Consider the following 25,197-nt stretch of genomic DNA (forward strand, 5'->3'; position numbering starts at 1 on the left):
AGGCAGCGCCTGGACTGGCGCTATCGGGGGCAAGCCCCCTCCCACATTATTAATGTGTGAACACGTTCAAAGGTGGGAGGGGGCTTGCCCCCGATGAGGCCTCTAAAACCAGTAAAGATCACAAGGCGGGGAAGTGAATCTTGAACGCGGCGCCGCCCAACGGCGAATCGCCCAAGGTCAACCGCGCGCCATAACTTTCAATAATATCCTTGACCACCGCCAAGCCAATCCCCTGCCCCGGATGCTGGCGATCCAGCCGTTCACCCCTTTGCAGAATCCGCGCACGCTGATCCGGCGGTACCCCAGGGCCATCATCCTCAATGCACAACTCGGTGCCTTCCAGGCTTTCCACCAGACTGATGCGCACCTCACTCAGGCACAGGCGGTAGGCGTTTTCCAGCAGGTTGCCGAGCAACTCCAGCAAGGCGCCCTTCTCGATCGGCACATCGCATTCTTCCGGCAACTCAAAAGACACCGTGACGCGTTTATCGCGGTAGACCTTGTCCAGCGTATCGCACAGGCTTTGCAGCACCGGCGCCAGGCGTACCTGATGGCGTACCAGTCCGCTTTTGCGCAGGCTGGCCCGCTGCAACTGGTAGCTGATCTGCTGGCTCATGCGCTCGATCTGCGATTGCAGCACCCAGGCCTGATCGCGATCTTCCGGACGCTGGGCCATGTCTTCACTCACCCCCTGCAAGACCGCCAGCGGGGTTTTCAGGCTGTGGGCCAAGTCGTCGAGGGAATCGCGGTAACGCGTCCGTTGCTCACGCTCGCTGTGCAGCAGGCGGTTGAGAGAGCCGGTGAGACGCAGCAGTTCGCGGGGGTGTTGCTCGGAGAGGCTTTCGCGCGTGCCGCCTTCGATCTGGTCGAGTTCCTGGCTCAGCCGCCGCAGCGCTTGCAGGCCCCAGGTCAGGCCCAGCCATAACAAGGTCAGCAGCACCAGCAGCGCTGCGCCGAAGCCCAGGTAGAGGTTTTCGCGCAGGCCTTCGAGGGTCAGTTGGTATTCGCGCACCGGTTGCAGGGCGACGATGCTGAAGGCCGCGCTCTTGCCGCCGAGCAGCCTGACCTCGACGTCATACACGAAGAATTCCTGGCCGTTGGCCTCGCGAATCCGCGCAAATTCATTGCCGCGCCCGTCGTAGCGCGGCTTGTAGTTGATATTTTCTTCCTTGGTCGCCCGCGAACGCCATACCAGATGACCTTCACGGTCGTAGATATAGCCCAGCAGACGGCTATCGGTCAGGTTGAAGCGCTCGTCCGGCAACTGCGCCGGCATCAGCAGGCGGTTGTTTTCGACCCGCGCGGCAGAGATCAGGGTGGTGACATCCGACGCCAGGCGTTGCTCGATGGAGTCTTGCAGCGCCAGGCTGAACGCGCCCTGCATGGCCGGCAACAACCCGAGCATAAACAACACGGCCAGGGTGGCGGCCGCCAGCATCAAGCGCACGCGTAGCGAGCGAATCAACGGCAGCGCTCATTGAACAGGTAGCCCAGGCCACGCACGGTGTCGATCGGTTTGAACCCGCCCGGGCCTTCCAGCTTGCGACGCAGGCGGCCGACCAGCACTTCAATGACATTCGGATCGCGCTCGTCGTCATCGGGGTAGAGCTGTTCCATCAAGCGGTCCTTGGCGACCACTTGCTGGTGATGACGCATCAGGTATTCGAGGATGCGGTATTCGTAGGCCGTCAACGCCAAGGGCTGTTCGTCAAGGGACGCCTGCTTGCGGTTGAGGTCCAGCAGCAAAGGCCCGGCAACGATGGTCGACTGGGTAAAGCCACTGGAACGACGCAGCAAGGCGTTCATGCGCGCCTCCAGCTCTTCGAACTGGAACGGCTTGACCACGTAGTCGTCGGCGCCGGCCGCCAGGCCTTCGACCTTGTCCTGCCAGTTGCCGCGCGCGGTGAGGATCAGGATCGGGAAGGTCTTGGCCTGGGTACGTAATTGGCGGATCAGGTCCAGGCCGCCCATGCCGGGCAGGCCCAGGTCGATGATCGCCAAGTCATGGTTGAACTGGCCGGTCTGGTACAGGGCCTCTTCGGCATTGGCCACGGCCTCGACCACATGCCCGCTGTCGGTCAGGCGGGTCAACAGGTGATGACGCAGCAGCGCCTCATCTTCCACCACCAGCAATTTCATAAGGCTCTCCAAGGCAAATCAACTGTCCGACAGAGGGATATCATAGCGGCCCTGCAGGTCTTGCGGGCGCAGTTTAATACCATTGAACTGGCCGGTCAGGTGTTCATAGCCGGCGCGGTAGTCCGGCTGCGGGGTTGCAAGGCCCAGGGATTGGCCCCAAGGCGTGGGTTGGCTGCCGGCGTCTTCGAAGCTGACACGCTGGATCAGCGCGCTGGCTTTCTTGGTTTTCTCACGTCCGAATGCGGCAAAGGCGCCGTCCGAGGCCTGGACCCCGGCGGTGGCACTGAGCATGGTTAACGCCAACATCAGCTTTTTGATCGCAGTCATGGTGTTACCTCTACGCGTTTGGCTGTTGTAGCCCAGACTACGCAAGCGCCCCTGAACTCCCCCTGAACAGGCTCTGAACCTCACCTGAACCGCAGCGGGCTATCCGCAAGCGTTTGAACTCGGCAAAATACCGGCCCATGAATCCCCTACCCGCTTGCTGCACCCCACTCGACGCCCACTGGCCCCTGCCTGAGCCCTTGCCGGGCACGGTATTGCTCAGCACCCGCTTCGACCCTGCCTTATTAACGGCAGGCGACTTCCAGCGCAGCGCCGTACCGCCGCCGGCCAGTATCCAGCGCTCCGTGGCCAAGCGTCAGGCCGAGTTCCTCGCCGGCCGGCTGTGCGCCCGCGCGGCGCTGCAACAACTCGATCACCTCAACTACATCCCCGCGATCGGTGAAGACCGCGCGCCCGTGTGGCCCGCACATATCTGCGGCTCTATCACCCACAGCACCGGGCATGCCGCCGCGATCGTCGCGCACAAGGCGCAATGGCGCGGGCTGGGGATGGACCTGGAGAATGTGCTGAGCCTGGAGCGGGCGGAGCGGTTGGCGGGGGAAATCCTCACGACTGATGAGCTGCACCGCATGGGCTCGCTGCCGCGTGAACAGCATGCGCTGCTGGTGACGCTGACGTTTTCGGCCAAGGAGAGCCTGTTCAAGGCGCTCTACCCGATCGTGCAGCAGCGCTTCTACTTTGAGCATGCCGAGGTGGTGGAGTGGTCAGCTGCAGGCCATGTGCGCCTGCGACTGCTGACGGACCTGTCTGCCGAGTGGTCCCATGGCACAGAGCTGAGCGCACAATTTGCGCTGCATGAAGGTCAGTTGTTGAGCCTGGTGGCCATCAGCGCCTGAGCCCTCCTCCCACACTCGACCGAGTTCCAACGTTGGAATGCCATCGACTGTGGGAGGGGGCTTGCTCCCGATAGCGACATCAGGATTTATCCTGATCCCGTGGCCAACTCAGGCTGAAGCAGGCCCCACCCAAATTATTGCTCTTGCCGATCAACGCCCGCCCGCCATGCCAATAAATGATTCGCCGCACAATCGACAACCCCAGGCCATGCCCACCCGAAGCACGGGTGCGGCTGTCATCCAGGCGCAGGAACGGCGTGAAAATGCGCTCCCAGGCACTTTCCGGCACGCCGGGGCCGTCGTCCTCCACATCGATGCGGCAGCGCACCTGGCCGACCTGATAACTGATCAACACCTGCCCCTGGGCATGGCGCATGGCATTGCTCACCAGGTTCTGCAGCGCTCGATGCAGATAACGCGGCTCGGCATCCACCCAGGCGTCATCCCAATGCACCGAAGACAGGCAAATACCCCGGGTCACGTTGACCTGCGGGCGCAGTGGCGATAATTCGCCGATCACCTGATCGAGTAGCGCATTGAGGTCCACCCGCTGGAAATTCAGCTCCGGCGAGCCTTGCTCCAGACGCGCATACGTCAGCATTTCGTCCACCAGGCCATCAAGGTCCTGGATATCGCTGTCCATGCCCTCCAAGTATTTGCGCCGTGCCTCGGGGGTGGTGGCATCGCCGACCATCTCCAGGCCGAAGCGCAAGCGCGCCACCGGCGTGCGCAGTTCATGGGACACCGCGCGCACCAGTTCGCGCTGGATCGCCAGCAACTGTTGCAAGTGCTCGGCCATGCCGTTGAACGCCGCGGCCAGGCGCCCCACCGAGTCAGCGCCGCGAGCCGGTACGCGGACTTCCAGGTTGCCCTTGGCGATGCGGGTGGCAGCGGCTTCCAGGCCGCGCAGCCGGCGTTCAAGCTGACGCACTAATAGATAGACGATCAGACCGATCAGCGTCAGGCCGATCAAGGCAATCAGCACCAGCCATTGCGCCGGGTAAGGACTCATCTGATACAACGGGCCGATTTCCAGCACCCACGGCGTGCCGACCATGCCGGCAAACACGCGGATCGAATCGCCGCCCTTGCCCAAGGCCATCACCGTGTCGCCTTCCGATACGCGGCGGCGCTGGTCTTCGTCCATATCGGTCTGGTCGAGGGTCATCAGGTGCATGTCAAAGCCAAAACCCTTGGCTTCTTTTATGTCTGCCAGGCGTTGCGGTTGTTCCGCCACCGGGAAGCGCACCAGTTCGTCGGCGAGCAGGTAGATGGTCGCGCGGGCCAGTTGCTCGCTGATCTGCTGCACCTCTCCCTCCAGCACCAGTTGATCCTGATCACTGACCCATCGCAGCACCCGTGCGGCATGCGGCCCGGTCTGCTCCACCAGCACCTGCCCGCGTTGCAGGCGGTTGCGCTGGCTCGAGTCCAGTTGCGTATCCGCCAGGGGGCGCAATTGCAGCGGGATACCCAGCAAACGTTCCCACACCGCCAGGGCGCGTTGGCGCTCGATGGGGCTCATGGGCTGCAGGTTATCGCCCATCAACGCGAAGGTGCCGTGGGCCAGGCGCTCGCGGTATTGGCCGCTGCGCACCTCGTTGAGCAGGTGCAGGGCCAGCACCCCGAGCAGGGCCACCAGGATCAGCGCCGCGCACATACCGCCGTAGATGCGCAGGAAGATCGAGTTCACAGCGGCATGTCGGCGGCGGCTTCGGGGACGAACAGGTAGCCTTTGCTGCGGATGGTCTTGATCAGGCGCGGGTGGATCGGATCGTCGCCGATTTTCGGGCGAATACGCGAGATGCGCACATCGATGGAACGGTCCTGGCCGTCGTAGCCGATGCCGCGCAGGGCGATGAAGATTTCTTCGCGGGACAGGATGCGCCCGGCATTCGCCACCAACAGCCACAGCAAGTCGAATTCGGCGCTGGTCAGCTCGATACCGGCATTATTCAACCAAGCCTCGCGCAGGGCATTGTCCACCACCAAAGGACCAAATTGCAGGCGGCGCTGACTTCCCACGGCAGCCGGTTCCGCCGGTTCGCTGCGCCGCAGCAGGGCCTGGATCCGCGCCAGCAACAAGCGCGGGCGTACGGGTTTGCACACGTAGTCATCGGCGCCCATGTCCAGGCCCAGCACCTGGTCCATGTCGTCGGTGCGCGCGGTCAGCATCAGGATCACGCCGTCATAACGCTGGCGCACTGTGCGGCAGATGCTCAGGCCGTCTTCGCCGGGCAGCATCAGGTCGAGGATCACCAAGTCCGGCTGTTCGGCGATGATCCGCGCCGCCGCCAAGGCCCCATCGCCCTCCACCGACACCTGCAGGCCGTTGCTCTCCAGGTACTCGCGGGTCAATTCGGCGAGCCGCTCGTCATCCTCGACGATCAATACCTGCCAGGCTTCTTGCTCCACGGGTGATCCTCATTGTTATAAAGAAGGTCGTCCTGACCATGCGATCTATTGTGGGAGGGGCTTGCGCTCACATTTTGATCTGCGCCAGCCACACCTTATTTGTAATGTTGGGAAGGCATAACAAAGACCGATTGTAGCCATGCCGCAACCCTGGAACACAAGCTTGGAAATGCATTCGGTGATCGCATTTTTTTGTGATAGGGTTCGCGCCCTCAAAAATCCAATCAGCTGTTTTTACCTTGGAATATTCGGTGACAAACGGCCGAATCCAGCAGCAATGCGGCCTACACGGGTGTTCCACGTTTCATACACATTTTACCCACAGCGTTATCCACAGGTAGTGCGTTGCTAAGCCCCCCAAAACGCATTATCTTGTAGCTCCGCGCAAAAAAAACCCTACATGTAGGGTTTTGAGCGAAAAAACCAAACACAGATCAGACAAGAAACTCAAGCCCTTTCTTGCTCTCGTTTGGTTGAACCAAAGCATTTTTTGAAAGCCCAAACCGCTCACGCGGATGGCAGCCGTTTTCACGCTCCAACAGCGCAAAACGGTACGGGTGTTGCAGTGCTTGAACCTGGCAACTGTCACCCACCAGGAATACGGCCAAGGGCTTTTGAGCCCCGAACCGAAGACTTCGGCATGGAAGCGGCGCGAACAGCTCCCTTCCTCCTGTCCCGAAGTTGTTATGCCAGGCCCAGGCCTGCTGTAAATGCTTCAGGACGGAACGGTGGGCACCGTGATGGTGCCCAAATAAATATAGAACGTGGAGACAACCCCCCATGCAAACCGACACAACTCGCGAGAACCCGCAGGGCTCCGTGCCGCAGGCCGCTGATTCGAACCTGGATCTGTCCGCCACCGCACCTGGCCAACTGCGCGTGATCAAGCGTAACGGGACTGTCGTTCCTTACACCGATGACAAGATCACCGTCGCCATCACCAAAGCGTTTCTTGCAGTTGAAGGCGGCACCGCTGCCGCTTCGTCGCGCATTCATGACACCGTTGCCCGCCTGACCGAACAAGTCACCGCGACCTTCAAGCGTCGCATGCCCTCGGGCGGCACTATCCACATCGAAGAAATCCAGGACCAGGTCGAACTGGCCCTGATGCGTGCCGGCGAGCAGAAAGTTGCCCGCGACTACGTGATCTACCGTGACTCGCGCGCCAAGGAACGTGCCGTGCGCACGCCAGCCGAAGAAGCCGCGGTACAGGCTCACCCGTCGATCCGCATCACCCTGGCCGACGGCACGTTTGCGCCGCTGGACCTGGGCCGCCTGAACACCATCATCACCGAGGCCTGCGAAGGCCTGGAAGAAGTCGATGGTGACCTGATCCAGCGCGAAACCCTGAAAAACCTGTACGACGGCGTGGCCCTGACCGACGTCAACACCGCGCTGGTGATGACCGCCCGTACCCTGGTCGAGCGTGAGCCGAACTACTCGTTCGTGACCGCTCGCCTGCTGATGGACACCCTGCGTGCCGAAGGCCTGGGCTTCCTCGGCGTAGCCGACAGCGCCACCCACCACGAGATGGCTGACCTGTACGCCAAGGCCCTGCCGGCCTACATCGCCAAGGGTATCGAATTCGAATTGCTGAACCCGATCCTGGCCACCTTCGACCTGGAAAAACTCGGCAAGGCGATCAACCACGAGCGCGACCAGCAGTTCACTTACCTGGGCCTGCAAACCCTGTACGACCGTTACTTCATCCACAAGGACGGTATCCGCTTCGAACTGCCGCAAGTGTTCTTCATGCGCGTGGCCATGGGCCTGGCGATCGAAGAGAAGCACAAAGAAGACCGCGCCATCGAGTTCTACAACCTGCTGTCGTCCTTCGACTACATGTCGTCGACCCCGACCCTGTTCAACGCCGGCACCCTGCGTCCACAGCTGTCCAGCTGCTACCTGACCACCGTGCCGGATGACCTGTCGGGCATCTACCACGCGATCCACGACAACGCCATGCTGTCCAAATTTGCCGGTGGCCTGGGCAACGACTGGACGCCGGTGCGTGCGCTGGGTTCGTACATCAAGGGCACCAACGGCAAGTCCCAGGGCGTTGTACCGTTCCTGAAAGTCGTGAACGACACCGCCGTTGCGGTCAACCAGGGCGGCAAGCGCAAAGGCGCTGTCTGTGCCTACCTGGAAACCTGGCACATGGACATTGAAGAGTTCATCGAGCTGCGCAAGAACACCGGTGATGACCGTCGTCGTACCCACGACATGAACACCGCCAACTGGATCCCTGACCTGTTCATGAAGCGCGTCTTCGATGACGGCCCGTGGACCCTGTTCTCGCCTTCCGAAGTGCCGGACCTGCACGACCTGACCGGCAAGGCCTTCGAAGAACGCTACGAGTACTACGAAGCCCTGTCCCAGTACCCAGGCAAGATCAAGCTGTTCAAGACCATCCAGGCCAAAGACCTGTGGCGCAAAATGCTGTCCATGCTGTTTGAAACCGGCCACCCATGGCTGACCTTCAAAGACCCGTGCAACCTGCGCAGCCCGCAGCAGCACGTAGGCGTGGTCCACAGCTCGAACCTGTGCACCGAGATCACCTTGAACACCAACAAGGACGAGATCGCCGTTTGCAACCTGGGCTCGATCAACCTGCCGAACCACATCGTCAACGGCAAGCTGGACACCGCCAAGCTGGAACGCACCGTCAACACCGCCGTTCGCATGCTCGATAACGTGATCGACATCAACTACTACTCGGTGCCACAGGCGCAGAACTCCAACTTCAAGCACCGTCCGGTCGGCTTGGGCATCATGGGCTTCCAGGACGCGCTGTACCTGCAGCACATTCCTTACGGTTCGGACGCTGCGGTCGAGTTCGCCGACAAGTCCATGGAAGCGGTCAGCTACTACGCGATCCAGGCTTCCTGCGACCTGGCCGATGAGCGCGGCGCCTACGAGACGTTCCAGGGTTCACTGTGGTCCAAGGGCATCCTGCCGCTGGATTCGCAACAGATCCTGATCGAGCAACGTGGCCAGAAGTACATCGACGTTGACCTGAACGAATCCCTGGACTGGGCGCCGGTACGTGCCCGTGTACAAAAAGGTATTCGTAACTCCAACATCATGGCCATCGCGCCGACCGCGACCATCGCCAACATCACCGGCGTATCGCAGTCGATCGAACCGACCTATCAGAACCTGTATGTGAAATCGAACCTGTCGGGCGAATTCACCGTGATCAACCCGTACCTGGTTCGCGACCTGAAAGCCCGCGGCCTGTGGGACTCGGTCATGATCAACGACCTGAAGTACTACGACGGTTCCGTGCAGCAGATCGAGCGCATCCCGCAAGAGCTCAAGGAGCTCTACGCGACCGCTTTCGAAGTGGACACCAAGTGGATCGTTGACGCGGCCAGCCGTCGTCAGAAGTGGATCGACCAGGCCCAGTCGCTGAACCTGTACATCGCCGGCGCATCGGGCAAGAAGCTGGACGTGACCTACCGCATGGCTTGGTACCGTGGCCTGAAAACCACTTACTACCTCCGTGCCCTGGCCGCCACCAGCACCGAGAAGTCGACCATCAACACCGGTAAGTTGAACGCTGTTTCCAGCGGCAACCACGGTGACGATTCGGTACTCGCTGCTCCGGCCGGCCCGGCGCCAGTGCCAAAGGCCTGCGCGATTGACGAGCCGGATTGCGAAGCCTGCCAATAAGCTGAGTCGGTCTTGGGCTTGAACGCCCGGGATTGAAAAAACCCCTGATAAACCCTGGATGTATTGGGTTTACCGGGGGTTTTTCTTTTCCACTATATGAAAGCGTAAGCATTGCCCTGCTGAGGCCTGCCGCCTTTCTGGCCCCACAATTCAATGCGACCACCAATCACCGCCATTGAATGCCCGCCATAATCCACGACCCCTAGCTTACCGCTTGCGAGTTCAGAGCTGGATGACTGTCTGTAGAGCCCCTTCAAACCAAGCCGATCCAGCGCCTCCCAGCCCATTTCGCCATTGTTCAGGCTTTGCATCGCGTGGGCAAAACTACGCTTTGCATCATTAGGGTTGTCATCAACGCCATTACCCTCCATCTGTGCGCGCTTGGCACTCGCCGCGTACATGAAGTTAGCGTCGGTCATCATGGCCGGATCATCACCTTGAAATTGCGCATAACTCGCTGCTTGCTTCAATTCAGCTTTTGACAAATGCAGATCAAACCCATCCCGCATCCTCACGTCATAACCATCGCCTGCCTGCTTTACGTCCTGAAAGACATCGGTAGGTTTCTGGCCAAACTTCATCATTGCCGACTTTATGGCTGAAACAGTGACACAGTTACCGTCCGGCCCCTGCTTGAAACCACTCCAGATATTGCCAGCTTCTCTGCCCATGCCGGGTTTTTTACCTGGGTTGCTAGGGTCAGGCTTGTAATCAAAGTGGCGCGCGCCCTCGGTAAAGGGCTTGTTGGTCATCGGCTCACTGCCGCCGAAATCGTTCGGATTAACCCTGACGCCGCCACCGCCACCGCCACCGGGTGATGGCGGAGACGGGGGCGGAGTAACGCCCTCATCCTCCTCAGGGAACAACTCTTTCAGCAATCGCTTGAGAAACTCAAGAAACTGCTGATCAGCCTCGTCGATCAGCTTCTTAAGGATCTCCTTGAATTTTTCATCACCCAGTTGCTCGCGCAGCTTGTTCAATTTATCCCGCGAGTCTTGAACCGTCTGCGTCTTGCCTGTTTGCTGCGCCTCAAACATTTCGTTGAGCAGCTTTTTGACCGCAGTTACCTCAGCAGTGGGCGTGACCGGTGTGGCATCCCCTCGCACGACACCCGGTAAAGGAACTGCCCGCCCAGCACCTGGCCCAAAAACGCCTGAACTCCACATATTCCGTTCCCCTTGATTGGTGAACCTCCTGGGCTCTGATCCGATCAGTGGCAAGACGGGTAATAGGCGTTCCTTACCGGGCAATTCAGCGCGTAACCCTAGGTGTCGCGGGCTATATTCCTACACGCAAAAAAAAGCCCCTCTTACGAGGGGCTTCTTGTAGAGCATTGATGCATCAGGTCATCTGAATGATGGTCTGCATGATCGTGCTCTGGGTGGAGATGGTCTTGGCGTTCGCCTGGTAGTTGCTCTGGGCCTTGATCAGGTCCACCAGCTCGTTGGTCAGGTTGACGTTGGAGTTCTCCAGGGAGTTGGCCACGATCGAACCCAGGGTACCGGCTTGCGGGGTGTCATAACCTGGCTGGCCCGAGGCGAAGGTCTCTCTCCAGGTGGTGCCGCCCGAAGGCTGCAAGCCTTGTTCGTTGTTGAAGCTGGCCAGGGAGATCTGGCCGATGGCCTTGCTCTGCTGGTTGCTGAACGTGGCGAACAATACGCCGCTGCCGTCGATTTTCAGGCCGGTGATCTGCCCGGTCGCGTAACCATCGGTGGTCGGCGGGTTGCGGTAGCTGGCCGAGTTGTACTGGGTGACGTTACCCAGGTTGACGGCAATATTCGGCGCTGTAGCGTTGTTTGGCGCCCAATTACCGTTGGTCACCGTACCCGGCACCCAACCCGTGAGCGTCAAGGTTGTGCCGACCACGCCTGTACCGGTGACACCCAGAAGCTTACCGGCACCGTCAAAGGTATAGGTCGCTGGCACGGGGGCGGTGGCGCCGGTGGTTGTAGGCTTAGTGCCATCCAGGTTACGGCCGTCGATCAACGTGTAGGCCTTCCACTCGTTGGGGTTCGACTTCACCATGTACTGCACCATTTCGTGGGAGTTACCCTGGGCGTCATACAAAGTGGTGCTGTTCTGGGTGGTGAAGGTGCTCGTGTCAGTAGGATCAAACAGCTTGGTAGTCTGGTCGATCACCGGCGACGACGAGTTCAGGTTACTGGTGGAATCCACCTTGGTGGACGCCTTGGGTGGCAGGTACGACAGGTTCAGTTGCAGGTCGGTCAAGCCGCCCTTGACGATGTTGCCGTCCGCGTCCGCGGCGTAGCCTTGCAAGCGCGAAGTGCCGGTATTGTTGGTGATATAGCCGTCTTTGTCGGCACGGAAGGCACCGCTGCGGGTGTACTCCAGCGAGCCGTCGCTGCCCTTCTGAACGAAGAAGCCACCGCCCTGGATCGCCATGTCCAGCACGCCGCCGCTGTTGTTGACGTCACCCTGGGTGAACTGCTGGGACACGGCCGCCAGGTTTACACCGTTGCCGATGCTGTTCTGGCCGGTGCCCAGTTTGGACGCGGCGTAGATGTCCGAGAATTCCGCGCGGGACGACTTGAAGCCAGTGGTCGCGACGTTGGCGATGTTGTTGCCGGTCACGTCCAGTTGTTTGTTGGCCGCATAGAGGCCGCTAAGGCCGATATTAAAAGACATGTTTCTCTCCCTCTGCCGTATTTAGCCGGCTCTATGTACCGATAGTCTGAATTTGCGACAGCTTGACGCTGCCCATGCCACCTGCAAGGTTCAGCAGCATCTCGCCGCCGGTCTTGCTCAAGGTCACGCTCGTTACCGTCGCAGGCAACGAAGTGGCCAGGGCGACAGCCTCGCCCTTGTCGTTCTTGGTAGTGGCATTGAAGGTGTAGGTGCCCGCAGGAGCGACCTCGCCATTTTCGTTCTTGCCATCCCAGATGAAGCTTTGGGTACCGGCGCTCTGGGCCCCCATGTCGAGGGTGCGCACCACAGTGCCATCTTTGTCGGTGATCTTGACGGAGACGTTGCCCACCGCCGAGGTCACCGCCACGGAACCGTTCATGCTCTTGCTGGTGTCGACCATGGCCTTGTCGGTCTGGATGATGATCGACCGCCCTACCAGCGACGACGCCTGCAGCGCTTGCGAGGAGCTGAAGTTGCTGGAGATGTTATTCACCGAATCGTTCAGGGTGTTGATGCCTTCCAGGCTACTGAACTGTGCAAGCTGGGCCACGAACGCGCCGTTGTCCTGGGGCGACAGCGGGTTCTGGTTTTTCAGCTGGGTCACGAGCAGTTGCAGGAACGCGTCCTTGCCCAGCGACTGGTTGCCCGTCGCCGACTTGGCGGCGTCGCCGACGCTGCTGTTGTCCGTTGCAGTCTTGACCTTGGAATTGAAAAGGTCCTGGACTGCCGTGTTGTTACTCGTATCAACGATGGCCATTATTTGGCGCCCCTTATCACTGACCCAGGGTCAGGACCTTTTGCATCATGGTTTTGGCGGTGTTCATCATTTCCGCATTGGTCTGGAACGAGCGGCTGGCGGAAATCATGTCCGCCATTTCCTCGACCACGTTGACGTTCGGGTAGTACACGTAGCCTTTTTCGTTGGCCGCCGGGTGGTTAGGCTCGTAGCGGGCCTCCAGATTGCTCTGGTCTTCAACCACACCGAGTACCTGCACGCCGGAGCCTGCGGCACCTTGGTCCTGGAACAGCGAGTCGCTGCCGCCGCTCTGGCCACCCTGGAACATGGTGGCGAACACCGGGTGACGGGCGCGGTAGGTCTGGTCAATGCTCGAAGACACGGTCTCGGCGTTGGCGATGTTACTGGCGACGGTGTTCAAGCGCGTGGTCTGCGCGCTCATGCCACTGCCGGCAATATTAAAAACACTGGACAGGGACATGGCTTACTCTCCGCGCAGGGCTGACATCAGCCCTTTGAATTTGCTGTTAAGCAGGGTGAAGCTGGCTTGGAAGTTCACCGAGTTCTCGGCGTAGGCCGATTGCTCCAGCTGCGCGTCGACGGTGTTCTGGTCGATCGACGGCTGCATCGGCGTGCGATACAGCAACGACTCGTCACCACTGCTCAGGCCTTGCGCTTCAATATGACGGCTGTTGGTCATGTTCAAGGCGAAGGTGCCGTTCTTGGTCTTGTCCTGCTGGGCGGCGAGCACGGCAGAGAAGTCCAGGTCCCGAGCCTTGTAGTTCGGGGTGTCGGCGTTGGCAATGTTGTTGGCCAGGACTTCAGCACGCTGGGCGCGGAAGCCCAGGGCTTGTTCGTGGATACCGAGCGCTTTATCGAAGCTGATGCTCATGGCGGAAACCTTTAGGCTGACCTGCTTTTCGTTAACAGGGTTATAGCAAGGTGCATGCCAATCTGGTGAAGGCCCGTATATCAAGGGCTTGCGAGGCGGTTGCCGGCGACGATGCCAGAAAAGCGGCAAGCGATTTCCGCGTGGCGCCAGTAAAGCGGCAATGGGGAGTTGCCGCTCTCTTGAAATTTGCCGCAAAAAAATGTGGGAGGGGGCTTGCTCCCGATGACGGTGTGTCAGTGATAGCTATATCAACTGAACCACCGCCATCGGGAGCAAGCCCCCTCCCACATTGATCGAGTGCGATCGTCTTACTTGGCCTGGTAAATGATCCCAGGGCTGCACTGCACCATCTGGTAATGGTCCGGCAGGCCATTCAACGCTTCGGAAGCTCCGAGGAACAGATAGCCGCCGCGCTTGAGCGTGCCGTGAATGCGCAGCAGGATGTCTTTCTTCACTTCGGCCGAGAAGTAGATCAGCACGTTGCGGCAAAACACCATGTCGAACTTGCCCAGGCTCGCGTAGCTGTCGAGCAGGTTGAACGAGCGAAACTCCACGCGGCTCTTGATCGGCGCCTTGACCGCCCAACGCCCGGCCCCTTTGGAGTCAAAGTAACGTTGCAGGCGTTCCTGGGACAAACCACGGCCCAGGGCCAGGCTGTCGTACTCGCCGGTCTTGCAGTTGGTGAGCATGGTGCCGGACAGGTCGGTGGCAACAATTTGCGCGCCTGCCTTTAACTGGCCCATGTTGGTTCGCTCGAACTCATCGATGGACATCGAAATCGAATACGGTTCCTGCCCCGAGGAGCAGGCAGCAGACCAGATGCGCAGACGCTGGCCCGGGCTGGCTTTGATAGCTTCCGGCAGCACTTTGCTCTTGAGCACTTCAAACGGATAGGTATCGCGAAACCACAGGGTCTCGTTGGTGGTCATGGCATCGACCACCATCTCCTTGAGCCCACTGCGCGGCTGCCCCTGGATGCGCTGTACCAGCTCACCCAAAGACTTGATGCCCTGCTGCTCCATCATTTTGTTGAGACGGCTGGATACCAAGTACTGCTTGTTTTCACCGAGCAATATGCCACAGGCTTTTTCCAGGAAGACCCGGAACTGTTCAAAATCCAAATTACCCGTAGACACTGATACCGCCTCTTAAATCGTAAGACCGCCAGGGAAAAGGCCCCTAGCTATGATCTGCTGCCTTGATCCGGTCGACTACCCGGGATGCCAGGTCATCAGGACGGAATTTGGCCAGGAAGTCATCGGCACCGACTTTCTTGACCATCGCCTGGTTGAATACACCCGACAACGAAGTATGCAGGATGATATGCAATTTTTGCATGCGCGGATCGTTGCGTATCTCGGCCGTGAGGGTGTAGCCGTCCATTTCCGGCATCTCGATGTCAGAGATCATCATCAAGAACTCTTCCTCCGGCTTCTTGCCTTCATCCACCAGCTTGCGCAGGTAATCCAGCGCCTGGCGACCATCGTTGAGCGCCACCACTTCGACGCCGACGGTTTGCAGGCAACGGGTCACCTGTTTACGCGCCACCGAGGAATCGTCCACCGTCAGTACCCGCAGCGAAATAGCCTTGTGCGCGGTTTCGGCGTCCACCACACCGACGGAAATCGATTCGGACGTGGGCGCGACTTCGGCGAGGATCTTCTCCACGTCGATGATTTCCACCAACTGGTTATCGACCCGCGTCACCGCCGTGAGGTAGTGATCGCGACCGGTGCCCTTGGGCGGCGGATGGATCTCCTCCCAGTTCATGTTGACGATGCGCTCCACCGAGCGCACCAGGAAACCCTGGGTCTTGGTGTTGTATTCGGTAATGATCACGAACGGGTTCTCGCGGTCCTGCAACCCAGCAGAACCGGTGGCCAGGGCCAAATCAAGAATCGGAATCGTCGCGCCACGGATGTTAGCGACGCCACAGACCACAGGGCTGGACTTGGGCATGATGGTCAACTTGGGGCACTGCAGCACTTCCCGCACCTTGAACACATTGATGCCATACAGCTGCTTGCCATCCAGGCGAAAAAGCAACAACTCCAGGCGATTCTGCCCTACCAGCTGTGTGCGCTGGTTTACTGAATCCATTACTCCTGCCATGCCTTGACTCCTACGCTAAAACCTTTGGGGGTGCGATGCGCACCCAACACTAAACGGCACGAGCTTTGCTATTTATTGGTTTATGGATATTAAAACGACAGTTTCCCGACGCCCTGGTGCCCGACGATTGCGCAGATTGCTCTGCGCCGCGATGGCATTGCTTGCTGTTAGCCTGGGCACCACGGCCCGTGCCGATAACGTCACATTGCCTGATCTACTTATCGGCGTCACTCAAGGCTTTCTTGAGTTCACTGTAGAAGATTATCTGGCAACCACTCAGACGCCGGGGCGTTATGAAATCCAAGTCAACCAGTTGGACCCGCGTTTACGCATGCCAATGTGCGACAAGGAATTGACAGCCACGCTGGAAAGCCCCGCCCAACCCATCGGCCGCGTGACGGTGAAGGTGCGTTGCGACGGCGCCTCGCCCTGGACAGTGTTCGTGCCGGCACAGGTCAAACTGTTCCGCGATGTGGTGGTGGTTGCCCGGCCAATGAAACGCACCGGCATCATTGGTTTCGAAGATGTGGTACTGCGCGAACGCGACATCAGCATGATCAGCCAGGGCTACCTGACCTCCCTGGACCAAGCGGTCGGACAGAAATTAACCCGACCAGTGGTAACAGACCAAGTCATCACCCTGGTGCATCTTGAACAGGCAGAGGTGATTCGCAAGGGCGATCAGGTGGTGATTTCCGCCAGCAGTGGCGGGCTGAACGTAAAAATGCCGGGGGAGGCACTGTCCAACGGTGGCATGAGTGAACAAATACGGGTCAAGAACCTCAACTCCAACCGCGTCATCAAGGCGCGAGTGACGGCCCCCGGGCAAGTCGAGGTTGCTTTATAGAGTGCTGGCAGAGGACGCTGGGTTTTTCTACACTGTGCACGAGATATTCCGTGCGCAGATTTATTGTCATTCGCGCCTAAAGTTCGTCCGGGTATTGCCGAAAACATGGCAAGCGTCCAAATACCCAGAGGTTTTTTGATCATGGTCATCGATTTCAGCCGTTTAAATAACACCCCGACAACGTCAGGCACTACGCGTACCACCGGTACCAAGGAAAACGTAGAAGCCAAGGCCCAGCCCCTGCCCGCCAAGGCAGAACAGGCCGCCGTCAGCCAAAGCGGGGAATCCGTACACCTGAGCAATGAGGCTCAACAGTTGCAGAAGGTCACTGACTCGCTGCGCGATCAACCGGTGGTCAATAAAGCCCGTGTGGCCGAATTGAAACAGGCAATCGCCGATGGCAGCTATAAAGTCGACAGCAACCGTGTAGCCAGCAAGCTGCTTAATTTCGAAGCCGAGCGCTAGGCAAAGGCCTGCGCCGGGCTTTTGGACGCTTAAAACCCAAGGCCAGCCATGCATCACGACGAAAATCTGCTTCAACTGATCATTGATGATCTAGCGCCGACGCAGCAGCTGCTCGAGCTACTCAGGGAAGAATCCCTGGCCCTCTACGGCCGCGACATGCCGCTGCTGGAAGAAATTCTGGCGCGCAAGCAATCGCTGATTGTCCTGCTGGAACAGCATGGCAAAAAACGCAGCCAGATCCTCGTCAGCCTTGGCCTGCCCGCAGACCATGACGGCCTGGCGCAGCTGGCCAGCCACTCTTCGGTCGGCGATCAATTACTGGCCCAGAGCAAAGAACTCAATCAATTGCTCGCCCAGTGCCAGGAAGCCAACCTGCTCAACGGTCAGTCGATCCAGCTTCAACAAGCTACGACCGCCAACCAGTTGCGTATACTTCACGGCGGAGAGCCTCCAGCGCTTTACAACGCTCAAGGTTCCACCTCGCGCCTGGTCAAGCCAAGCACTCGCAGCCAAGCCTGACGCCGGTTTACAGCGCGGCTATCCAAGACGCGCCACATACTGGCAGAATGCCTGCTCTTGCGTGTAGTCGTATTTTGTCTGGAGATGGAAGAACCGTGTTCAACGCCCTTAATGCGGAAGATGCTCCGCAGCCACCCAAGGTCCTCACCACCCCTCTGGAAATCGCCAGCACCTTGCGGATGCTGCAAGAAAGCCATGACCCGCTGATCATCACCTTCCACGAACGCAGCCAGCGCTTCCAGAGCTACCTGGTCGACGTCAACCGCGACGGCGGCTCCGTGGCCCTGGATGAGATGATCCCCCGCGATGGCGAACGCCACCTCGAAAATGGCGAACCCTTCCGCATTGAAGGCTTCCACGACGGTGTGCGCATTGCGTGGGAAAGCAACGGCAGCCTGAGCATCAGCGAAAAGGACGGCCACCGCATCTACACCGGCAGCCTGCCCGCCGAAGTGGTTTACCATCAGCGCCGCAATGCGTTCCGCGCCGCCTTGAAGCTGGCGCAACTGGTCAACATCGAACTGGGTGGCGAGAAGCTGAAGGCCCCGGTCAACGGTAAGCTGCTGGATATTTCCGCGACGGGCTGCAAATTGCGCTTTGAAGGAGATATCTCCGAGCGCCTGCAGCTGGGCCAGGTGTATGACCGTTTCATCGCCGCCCTGCCCTTTGGCAGCATGACAACCTCAGTCGAACTGCGTTACCTGCACTTCGAAGAGAAGATCAACACCACCTTCGCCGGCGTGCGCTTCCACAATATGAGTGGCTTGGTGCAGCGCCAGGTCGAGCGCTTTGTTTACCAACTGCAACGCGAAGCACGGCGTTTCGACAAAGACGACGATTTTTAAACCTTAAAAGATCGCTGTAAAAAAAAACGGGCAGATCCTGATGGACCTGCCCGTTTTTACGTTCAGGGGCGCGCCCTGCTCAAGTCGTGAGGGTGTTCGTCAGGGCCCGCAGGCTCAGGCGGCCCTTCAAAGAGCGGCTCGTCCGCCTGCGCATCGGGATCCGTCTCCGGTTCAGGTTCCGGGGCAGCGTTTTGCATTTGCTCCTGCACCACCTGCTCATCGACACGCGGATCCAGGGCGGCGACCAGCGGTGAGCTGGACATACTGTCGGGCATCGCCACGTGATGCAGGGGCGCGTCTTCCACCTGATGCAAATTGGTGACGGCTTTCGGCCGGATACGCCACACCAGGATCAACGCACACAGGCTGAAAAACGCATACAGCATGTGGCTGCCGAACATCTTCATCACCACACCGGCCAGCAACGGCCCAATGCTGGCGCCCACGCCGTACGTGACCAGCAGCATCGCCGTGAGGGATACACGGCGATCACCTTCCACATGGTCGTTGGAGAACGCCACTGCCAGCGGGTACAGGCAGAACTGCACCAGCGAACACAAGAAACCCGCCACAAACAGAACTTCCAGCGGCACCTTGGTCATTATTGCCAACGGCAACGCCGCCACCGCCAGGCACAGAGCAAAACAACGAATCAGCAGCGCGCGATCATAGCGGTCCGACAACCACCCCAACGGCCACTGCACCAGCAGGCCGGCAAAAATGCAGCTACCCATGAACAGGCCCACCTGCTCGGTGGTCAAGCCTTGCTGAGAGGCATAGAGCGGCGCCAGACCGTAGAACGAGCCCACGATCAACCCCGCCCCCAACACGGTGCTCAACGACTGCGGCACGCGCTTGATAAAGAAACGCGGCTCCATCGGCGCCGGGTGCAGGGCCGCCGGGTGAATCCGCCGAGTCATGGCCACCGGCACCAGGCATAGGGCAAAACACAGGGCAACCAGCATCAACAGCTCAAGGCCGAGCTGAGGGTGCATGACCAGGATCAACTGGCCGAGTACCAGGCCCAGGTAAGACGCAATCATATAGCCGCTGAACACCACGCCGCGTTGCTTGGCGTCCGCCTGCTCGTTGAGCCAACTTTCGATGACCATGTACTGGCACATCATGCCCAGGCCCACGATCATCCGCAGCACGATCCAGGCCGGCAGCCAGTCGATCAGGCCGTGGCCCAGCACGGCCGCACCGACAATACCGGCACAGGTGGCATAGGCCCGGATATGCCCGACCCGGGCAATCAGGCGGTGCCCGATCTTGCCGCCCAGCACCAGGCCAAAATAGTTGGCCGCCATCAGCGCACCCACCCACAGGCTGTCGACATGGTCGGCCGCCAGGCGCAGGGCCAGGTAAGTACTGAGCAGGCCGGAGCCGATCAGCATCATCAAGGAGGCGAAATAAAGGGCTCGAAAAGATTTCCAGATTTGGCGCATCGGCGTTCCGAGCGGCTCCTTGCAGTGAGAGACAGGGCTATCGGCATGATAGTCCGGGGTGGCCGGGTCCGGACAGGCGGCAGGCGCTGTTTCCGGGGATTAATTTGCTTACAGACTCAGACGCTGTCCGGCCGCTTGCTGGATACACGGATTGTGATAAATACACCGTGCACGTGCTGTGAACCCTGGACTGCAGCAAGGTTCGACTGAATCGTTGGAAAACGCGCACAAAAAAGCCCTGCCAGAATGTTCTGTGCAGGGCTTTGAACCTGGTGTCCCAGGGCCGGTTCGAACGGCCAACCTTCCCCTTAGGAGGGTCAATTTAGGCCCAACGGGTAGAGCCACAAGCCCAGGATTACTGGACCTTTTAGTCCCATTGAGTCCGTGAACATCGAGCGGTATAGTGCTTTTTGCTGCCACCCTGCTGTCACGGTCAAACCCTTGAAAACCAAAATCACTCAGAAGCTAATCGGCAGCCTAGCCGCCGAGGCGAAAGCATACCGCGTACATGACACCGTGCAACCCGGTTTCTTCATTCGCGTACTGCCCAGCGGTCACAAGTCCTACATGGTCACGTGGGGCCGAAACAAGAACGCCACCCTCGGACGTGTCGGCGTGCTTACTCTTGACCAAGCCCGAACCGAGGCCGCCCAGTACTTAGCCGATGCGCACGCCCACGGCGAGCCCCTGGCTATCGCCCAGGGCCGCAAGGGGTCAGCCCTGCCCTCGCTGCGCGATTTCATCGACGACACGTATATGCCTTGGTTCAAGGCTCATCACAAAGGCCACGAGAAGACACAACACACCCTAAGCAATAACTTTGCCCCAATCATGTCCCAGCGCCTGGACGCGATCACCGGGCGAAACCTAGAGCAAATCCGCACCGCCTGGATGCAAGCCGGCAACAAAGCATCGACGGTGAATCGAAAAATGGGCTCGATCAGTGGTGTTTTCAGTCGTGCCGTTGAGTGGGAGTACATCGACACACACCCGCTGGCCAAGCTGAAACAGCTCAAAGTCGATTCAAAGGGGGTGATTCGCTACCTGGATGCTGACGAGACAAAGCGTCTACGCGACGCCCTGGACGCTCGACAGGATGAGGTGAGGGCTGAGCGCGAAAGTGCAAACACCTGGCGCACGGATCGCCACAAAGAGCCGATGCCATGCCTGCTGGAACTGCCCTTCACCGATCACCTGAAACCAATGGTGTTGGTATCGTTGAATACCGGCATGAGGCGCGGAGAGCTGTTCGATCTGAAATGGTCAGCGGTGAACTTCGACACGAAGACAATCACAGTCGCCGGGGCCACCACCAAGACAAGCGATATGCGCCACATCCCGATGAACAAGGAGACCATTGGCGTGGTGGAAGCCAGGAAGAAGCAGGTGAGCAAGTCGCCGTACGTGTTCCCAGGGCAGGGAGGTGGACGCTTTGAGGACGTGAAAAGCGCTTGGCTCAAGTTGCTTGAGCGGGCGCAGATCGTCAGGAAAAACTCAAGATAAAAGAATTGCAGACCTAGAAAATAAATTCGAGAACCTGCAAAAAAACAACTCTAAAAAAAATGAAACTGCAAACGCATCCTCGATTGAAAGGGCCATCAGGGACGCTCATCCAAAGTTACTTGAAACCCTCCAAGAGATGGCTGAAAAAGATCATAACCGAGACCAGATCAATTCAATAATCAACAATTCAAGAAACAGCAACTTAAATAGAATCAGGTATGAAATCAGTAAACGGGGATTTCGCGGAGTTGTCTACCTTACGACAGGTGTATGTTTAGCTATCCTAGGTATTTTAGGGTTAGCTGGATTTTTTTCCAGGTGCGTTTGGAACCTACTCGAAATTTTTTGATAGCGTACCAGCAGCTGGAGCTAGCGAGTACGCAATTGCAATCCATTACGCATCGAGATTCTCATTAATAATTTCCATTGAGATTTTAGCGTATTTTTTCTTACGCCTTCACAAATCCAACCTAGTCGACTCCAAATACTATCAGAACGAGTTAACCAACCTTGAACTGAAATACATATCTCTCAACGCGGCACTTTTTTAGACCGCAGCGACATATTGCACAAAGTGATTTCAGAACTTTCCGAAACCGAACGAAACCACATACTTGAGAAAGGTCAATCTACTATCAAACTAAAGAGAGCCGAACTAGAAAAAAACCAATTTATTGAAATCACCAAATCACTAATTTTTCTCGCCCCTAAATCCAAATAAATCAACAGGATTCATTTTTCCTCCGCCCCCTCAGCTACGAGACGCCCATAAATCAAGGGCCATGGTATGACGGCGGACAAAATGCCGATACGGAAATTACAAGATGGAACCCGGCTATATCTACATCCTACAAAATCCCCTTCATGATGCCTATGTAGTTAAAATTGGTTTAACAAAACGAGAGCCGGACGCGAGGGCACGAGAATTATATGTAGGCTCCTCAGGAGTTCCCACTCCATTCGAGATAGCTGTCGCCTATTCCGTAGGCGACTGCAGAGCTGCCGAAAAACGAATCCACAAACGTTTTGCAGCATTCCGCCTAAATGGGCGCCGCGAATTCTTCCGCATATCCCCCGAAGTTGCCGCCTTCGTAACGCTTGATACATGCACAAAACTGAATGAAGAGCTTGGGCTCACCTCTCCTGTAAAATTTGAAATTAAAAAAACCATATCCGAATCAAAACGACTTCCGGGTTGTGACAGGAATTCCGAAGCACCTGAAGACAAAGATGAATATATAAAAAGAAACCTTCAGCTAGTGAATATAAACTCACTAAGAAATGCCCCGCTCGGCACCAGCACCCTGACCGAAGACCAACTTGACCGGATACAAATATTAAAGCTACAACTATCACGACTTTTTCCTGAAAAAATCCAAGAAATGCTGGATGGATTTAGCCGTGATAGAACGCCAGAACGGGAAATTCGGATCTGGGAACACATTACGAAAGCCTACTTAACAATCGAGCAAGTAGAGTTTGCTAGCGAGGACTTAAAGAACGAAGCATTCATTTTACTACTCATGCGCTCGGGTTCTTCAACAGAAGATGTTCTAAGCAGGATCAAACTTAAGCACTTTACACCGAAGGCAGCGAAAAAACTATTACAAGCATATGAGATGAGGCCAAAACCTATCATTGTGAGATTCAATCCATAGAAACTTAGCCGTTAGTTAGTAGGTTTACGATACTAGGCGCGAGAGCTGTTTACGCGAAATGTGAAGATTTGATCTCACTGAGACGTTTTGGTCTCACTGATCGAACGTCCTCGTCGACCTGTTAGGCGTCACCGCCAGCAACAAGCTAGCCCTATCCCCTTGAGGCTACCATGGAGGAGCTTTCCAATTGGGTTTGAGACCGCGGCTCGGCAGAGATAGCAGAATACGTACGCAGAGCGCCTTCCACGCTAGACAAGAAGCTTGATTTCTTGAGGCGTGGCATTGCGGAGATGACTGCTTCAGTCTGAATCATTGGACTAGGATGACGCCGTCGTGCTGAAGCCACTTTTCGACAAGCGCACGAAAAGCCTGCAAGATGATGCCATTCAATGGCCACCCACTCGATTTGGGTGTCACCTGCCTGGAGGGCACATGAAGGGACTCTTTCCGCAGTACGATTACTCAACCCCAGCAGATTATGAAGAAACCTGGAAAACTGCGCTTTTCGTCTTTGACACAAATGTTTTGCTAAATCTTTACCGCTATCAAGAGCGTACGCGCGAAGAATTATTTGAAACGTTTGACAAGCTAGCTGATCGTGTCTGGATACCACATCATGTGGCACTAGAATTTCAACGTAATCGGCTAACAGTGATAGCAGCACAAGGAAGACGCTTCACTGAAATACGCAAAGTTATAGACAAGACTAAATTAGAACTAACAAACGGCATCAAAAATCTTCAACTAACAAAAAGGCATACGCTAATAGATCCAGAACCACTTACAACTGGCTTTGACAAGCTGACCGCGGAATTCCTTTCAGAACTTGACAAGCTGCAAGAAAATCAACAGGCACTTAATGCGCCGGACCCAGTAAAAGACAGAATTGAACAGATTTTTGATGGAAAGGTTGGGCTTGCTTTTAGCTCTCAGGAAGACGTGGATAAAAAAAACAAGATAGCCGAGACGCGATATAAAGCGAAAATGCCTCCAGGCTATATGGATGATGAAAAAGACAAAGATGAACCGGACGACTTTTATCACCACGGAATTACGTACAAGAGAAAGTATGGTGATTACTTTGTCTGGACTCAGATACTTGACTACGCAGAAAGCTCCCAGCAAAAAAAAATAATATTCATAACCGATGATGCAAAAGAAGACTGGTGGAAAAAAATTGACCTCGACGGGCCCAAAACGCTGGGGCCACGAGCAGAGCTTATTGATGAAGCGACCAACGTTGGGAAGCTTGATACATTCCTGATGTACAAACCTGAAGGATTTCTAAAGTTCGCAAATGAATTTCTGGCAGCAAAAGTCTCTAATGAAACCTTGAAAGAAGTCCATGAGGTATCCAAAGACAACAAAAAATTCACATTTTATAACTTCATCAACAAAACGGAACATACGATAATGGAAACGGCCGTGTTAAATTGGGCGCGTTCCAAGCATCAAAATGCCACAATTAACGATGGTTACCCAGACATACTCGCAACTGATGAGAGCGGCGTTACCGGGTACGAAGTTAAGCTCTTCAAATCACAAGATATTTCAAAATTACTTATTACAATTGACAAAGTAATTCCCTCTATCGAGATGTACAACCTTGCATATTTAAATATAGTCTTAATTGTGGATGATTATTATCATGCAGACAAAATCCTCCACACACTCAAAAAATACTCCAGCACGTCAATACCGGATAATTTATATATTATTTTCGGACAGATCTCAAACGCCAATGAAACATTAACATTCGAGCAACTTCACGAGATCCGATATAACGACATTGGCAAATAATCACATATAAAAATAACACTATACAAATATAGGGGCAGCACACATTTACGCTCCGCTCGACGGCGCCTTGTGCAGCACACAAGCGGTATAGCCAAATAGGACGCTGATTCGGTCTCAGTCAGTGTGGTGTAAACGCCACAAAGTGTGGAGAACAACAGACGGGGGAGTGGTCAACATCACCATACCATTGCCGCAAGACCCGAGATGGTGCCCTCTCTCTTTCCCTTCGAGACAGACCAAATGAGCCGACTCGGACCGTTTCGTCTGTTGACGACCGGCGCACGCAAGAGGCGCCATTGAGCTCAAGACGAGTAGAGCG

General features: G+C 57.0%; 22 protein-coding genes. 9 read left to right on the forward strand and 13 right to left on the reverse strand.

The window, feature by feature from the left end; all coding sequences use genetic code 11:
- Nucleotides 1–118: 118 nt before the first annotated feature.
- From ACI512_RS27875 to ACI512_RS27885, 3 genes are read right to left on the reverse strand one after another with little or no spacing between them, the layout of a single operon-like run.
- The gene (locus tag ACI512_RS27875; RefSeq protein ID WP_046035648.1) at nucleotides 119–1,465 is read right to left on the reverse strand and encodes an ATP-binding protein; all 1,347 of its coding nucleotides are present in this window, start codon (nucleotides 1,463–1,465) and stop codon (nucleotides 119–121) included.
- Nucleotides 1,462–2,139 (reverse strand): response regulator transcription factor, encoded by a 678-nt coding sequence (locus ACI512_RS27880; protein WP_015885446.1) that lies wholly within the window; start codon nucleotides 2,137–2,139, stop codon nucleotides 1,462–1,464. Before ACI512_RS27880 ends, ACI512_RS27875 begins: the two co-directional genes overlap by 4 nt.
- Before the next feature lie 18 nt (nucleotides 2,140–2,157).
- Entirely contained in the window at nucleotides 2,158–2,466 is a 309-nt protein-coding gene (locus tag ACI512_RS27885; RefSeq protein ID WP_043205769.1) for a hypothetical protein, read from the reverse strand.
- A gap of 137 nt (nucleotides 2,467–2,603) precedes the next feature.
- Here ACI512_RS27885 and ACI512_RS27890 point away from each other — a divergent pair, with 137 nt between their 5' ends.
- Nucleotides 2,604–3,320: a 4'-phosphopantetheinyl transferase gene (locus tag ACI512_RS27890; RefSeq protein ID WP_236379259.1), complete on the forward strand. Its 717-nt coding sequence runs from the start codon at nucleotides 2,604–2,606 to the stop codon at nucleotides 3,318–3,320.
- Between the two features lie 79 nt (nucleotides 3,321–3,399).
- Here ACI512_RS27890 and ACI512_RS27895 read toward each other — a convergent pair whose 3' ends face one another.
- Complete coding sequence (locus ACI512_RS27895; RefSeq protein ID WP_015885449.1) at nucleotides 3,400–5,010, reverse strand: ATP-binding protein; 1,611 nt, start codon at nucleotides 5,008–5,010, stop codon at nucleotides 3,400–3,402.
- Nucleotides 5,007–5,732 carry a response regulator gene (locus ACI512_RS27900; RefSeq protein WP_236381839.1) on the reverse strand — a complete coding sequence of 242 codons (726 nt, stop codon included), beginning with the start codon at nucleotides 5,730–5,732 and terminating at the stop codon, nucleotides 5,007–5,009. The genes ACI512_RS27895 and ACI512_RS27900 overlap by 4 nt, the downstream gene beginning before the upstream one ends.
- A 780-nt stretch (nucleotides 5,733–6,512) precedes the next feature.
- Here ACI512_RS27900 and ACI512_RS27905 point away from each other — a divergent pair.
- On the forward strand, nucleotides 6,513–9,407 hold the full coding sequence (locus ACI512_RS27905; RefSeq protein WP_015885452.1) for a ribonucleoside-diphosphate reductase subunit alpha: 2,895 nt from the start codon (nucleotides 6,513–6,515) through the stop codon (nucleotides 9,405–9,407).
- Nucleotides 9,408–9,499: 92 nt separating this feature from the next.
- On the opposite strand, the gene ACI512_RS27910 is transcribed toward ACI512_RS27905, so the two are convergent.
- The 7 genes from ACI512_RS27910 to ACI512_RS27940 form a co-directional block, all read right to left on the reverse strand.
- A complete protein-coding gene (locus ACI512_RS27910; protein ID WP_236381841.1) occupies nucleotides 9,500–10,444 on the reverse strand; it encodes a hypothetical protein in 945 nt (314 codons plus the stop codon).
- A gap of 304 nt (nucleotides 10,445–10,748) precedes the next feature.
- Nucleotides 10,749–12,053, reverse strand: coding sequence for a flagellar hook protein FlgE (gene flgE / locus ACI512_RS27915; protein ID WP_064055090.1), 1,305 nt, complete (start codon nucleotides 12,051–12,053; stop codon nucleotides 10,749–10,751).
- 31 nt (nucleotides 12,054–12,084) lie between these two features.
- Complete coding sequence (gene flgD / locus ACI512_RS27920; protein ID WP_015885455.1) at nucleotides 12,085–12,810, reverse strand: flagellar hook assembly protein FlgD; 726 nt, start codon at nucleotides 12,808–12,810, stop codon at nucleotides 12,085–12,087.
- Nucleotides 12,811–12,826: 16 nt separating this feature from the next.
- On the reverse strand, nucleotides 12,827–13,270 hold the full coding sequence (flgC, locus tag ACI512_RS27925; protein ID WP_015885456.1) for a flagellar basal body rod protein FlgC: 444 nt from the start codon (nucleotides 13,268–13,270) through the stop codon (nucleotides 12,827–12,829).
- 3 nt (nucleotides 13,271–13,273) lie between these two features.
- Nucleotides 13,274–13,681: a flagellar basal body rod protein FlgB gene (gene flgB / locus ACI512_RS27930; protein ID WP_003175633.1), complete on the reverse strand. Its 408-nt coding sequence runs from the start codon at nucleotides 13,679–13,681 to the stop codon at nucleotides 13,274–13,276.
- 308 nt (nucleotides 13,682–13,989) lie between these two features.
- Complete coding sequence (gene cheR / locus ACI512_RS27935; RefSeq protein WP_064055091.1) at nucleotides 13,990–14,817, reverse strand: protein-glutamate O-methyltransferase CheR; 828 nt, start codon at nucleotides 14,815–14,817, stop codon at nucleotides 13,990–13,992.
- A 43-nt stretch (nucleotides 14,818–14,860) separates the two neighbouring features.
- Nucleotides 14,861–15,793 carry a chemotaxis protein CheV gene (locus ACI512_RS27940; protein WP_015885458.1) on the reverse strand — a complete coding sequence of 311 codons (933 nt, stop codon included), beginning with the start codon at nucleotides 15,791–15,793 and terminating at the stop codon, nucleotides 14,861–14,863.
- 82 nt (nucleotides 15,794–15,875) lie between these two features.
- Between ACI512_RS27940 and flgA the strand changes: the two genes are divergently transcribed.
- The 4 genes from flgA (at nucleotide 15,876) to ACI512_RS27960 (ending at nucleotide 18,469) form a co-directional block, all read left to right on the forward strand.
- On the forward strand, nucleotides 15,876–16,640 hold the full coding sequence (gene flgA / locus ACI512_RS27945) for a flagellar basal body P-ring formation chaperone FlgA (protein ID WP_046035644.1): 765 nt from the start codon (nucleotides 15,876–15,878) through the stop codon (nucleotides 16,638–16,640).
- A gap of 141 nt (nucleotides 16,641–16,781) precedes the next feature.
- A complete protein-coding gene (gene flgM / locus ACI512_RS27950) occupies nucleotides 16,782–17,105 on the forward strand; it encodes a flagellar biosynthesis anti-sigma factor FlgM (protein WP_015885460.1) in 324 nt (107 codons plus the stop codon).
- 48 nt (nucleotides 17,106–17,153) lie between these two features.
- Complete coding sequence (locus ACI512_RS27955) at nucleotides 17,154–17,624, forward strand: flagella synthesis protein FlgN (protein WP_015885461.1); 471 nt, start codon at nucleotides 17,154–17,156, stop codon at nucleotides 17,622–17,624.
- 95 nt (nucleotides 17,625–17,719) lie between these two features.
- Nucleotides 17,720–18,469, forward strand: a complete 750-nt coding sequence (locus ACI512_RS27960; RefSeq protein WP_064055092.1) for a flagellar brake protein — start codon at nucleotides 17,720–17,722, stop codon at nucleotides 18,467–18,469.
- A gap of 62 nt (nucleotides 18,470–18,531) precedes the next feature.
- Here ACI512_RS27960 and ACI512_RS27965 read toward each other — a convergent pair whose 3' ends face one another.
- Nucleotides 18,532–19,917 (reverse strand): MFS transporter, encoded by a 1,386-nt coding sequence (locus tag ACI512_RS27965; protein ID WP_064055093.1) that lies wholly within the window; start codon nucleotides 19,915–19,917, stop codon nucleotides 18,532–18,534.
- A gap of 441 nt (nucleotides 19,918–20,358) precedes the next feature.
- Here ACI512_RS27965 and ACI512_RS27970 point away from each other — a divergent pair, with 441 nt between their 5' ends.
- From ACI512_RS27970 to ACI512_RS27980, 3 genes are all read left to right on the forward strand, one after another.
- Nucleotides 20,359–21,420 carry a tyrosine-type recombinase/integrase gene (locus ACI512_RS27970; RefSeq protein ID WP_405121438.1) on the forward strand — a complete coding sequence of 354 codons (1,062 nt, stop codon included), beginning with the start codon at nucleotides 20,359–20,361 and terminating at the stop codon, nucleotides 21,418–21,420.
- 824 nt (nucleotides 21,421–22,244) lie between these two features.
- Complete coding sequence (locus ACI512_RS27975) at nucleotides 22,245–23,078, forward strand: GIY-YIG nuclease family protein (protein ID WP_405121439.1); 834 nt, start codon at nucleotides 22,245–22,247, stop codon at nucleotides 23,076–23,078.
- 333 nt (nucleotides 23,079–23,411) lie between these two features.
- On the forward strand, nucleotides 23,412–24,878 hold the full coding sequence (locus ACI512_RS27980) for a PIN domain-containing protein (RefSeq protein WP_236383872.1): 1,467 nt from the start codon (nucleotides 23,412–23,414) through the stop codon (nucleotides 24,876–24,878).
- Nucleotides 24,879–25,197 lie beyond the last annotated feature (319 nt).

It is taken from the genome of Pseudomonas petroselini (assembly GCF_045037875.1).
In the GTDB taxonomy this organism is placed as follows: Bacteria; Pseudomonadota; Gammaproteobacteria; order Pseudomonadales; family Pseudomonadaceae; genus Aquipseudomonas; species Aquipseudomonas petroselini.

Coding starts and splice junctions, on each gene's coding strand:
- flgA (WP_046035644.1), top strand. CDS start 15,876: ATGGATATTAAAACGACAGTTTCCCGACGCCCTGGTGCCCGACGATTG.
- ACI512_RS27910 (WP_236381841.1), bottom strand. CDS start 10,444: ATGTTTGAGGCGCAGCAAACAGGCAAGACGCAGACGGTTCAAGACTCG.
- flgD (WP_015885455.1), bottom strand. CDS start 12,810: ATGGCCATCGTTGATACGAGTAACAACACGGCAGTCCAGGACCTTTTC.
- ACI512_RS27975 (WP_405121439.1), top strand. CDS start 22,245: ATGGAACCCGGCTATATCTACATCCTACAAAATCCCCTTCATGATGCC.
- ACI512_RS27885 (WP_043205769.1), bottom strand. CDS start 2,466: ATGACTGCGATCAAAAAGCTGATGTTGGCGTTAACCATGCTCAGTGCC.
- ACI512_RS27955 (WP_015885461.1), top strand. CDS start 17,154: ATGCATCACGACGAAAATCTGCTTCAACTGATCATTGATGATCTAGCG.
- ACI512_RS27890 (WP_236379259.1), top strand. CDS start 2,604: ATGAATCCCCTACCCGCTTGCTGCACCCCACTCGACGCCCACTGGCCC.
- flgM (WP_015885460.1), top strand. CDS start 16,782: ATGGTCATCGATTTCAGCCGTTTAAATAACACCCCGACAACGTCAGGC.
- ACI512_RS27905 (WP_015885452.1), top strand. CDS start 6,513: ATGCAAACCGACACAACTCGCGAGAACCCGCAGGGCTCCGTGCCGCAG.
- flgB (WP_003175633.1), bottom strand. CDS start 13,681: ATGAGCATCAGCTTCGATAAAGCGCTCGGTATCCACGAACAAGCCCTG.
- ACI512_RS27880 (WP_015885446.1), bottom strand. CDS start 2,139: ATGAAATTGCTGGTGGTGGAAGATGAGGCGCTGCTGCGTCATCACCTG.
- ACI512_RS27940 (WP_015885458.1), bottom strand. CDS start 15,793: ATGGCAGGAGTAATGGATTCAGTAAACCAGCGCACACAGCTGGTAGGG.
- flgC (WP_015885456.1), bottom strand. CDS start 13,270: ATGTCCCTGTCCAGTGTTTTTAATATTGCCGGCAGTGGCATGAGCGCG.
- ACI512_RS27965 (WP_064055093.1), bottom strand. CDS start 19,917: ATGCGCCAAATCTGGAAATCTTTTCGAGCCCTTTATTTCGCCTCCTTG.
- flgE (WP_064055090.1), bottom strand. CDS start 12,053: ATGTCTTTTAATATCGGCCTTAGCGGCCTCTATGCGGCCAACAAACAA.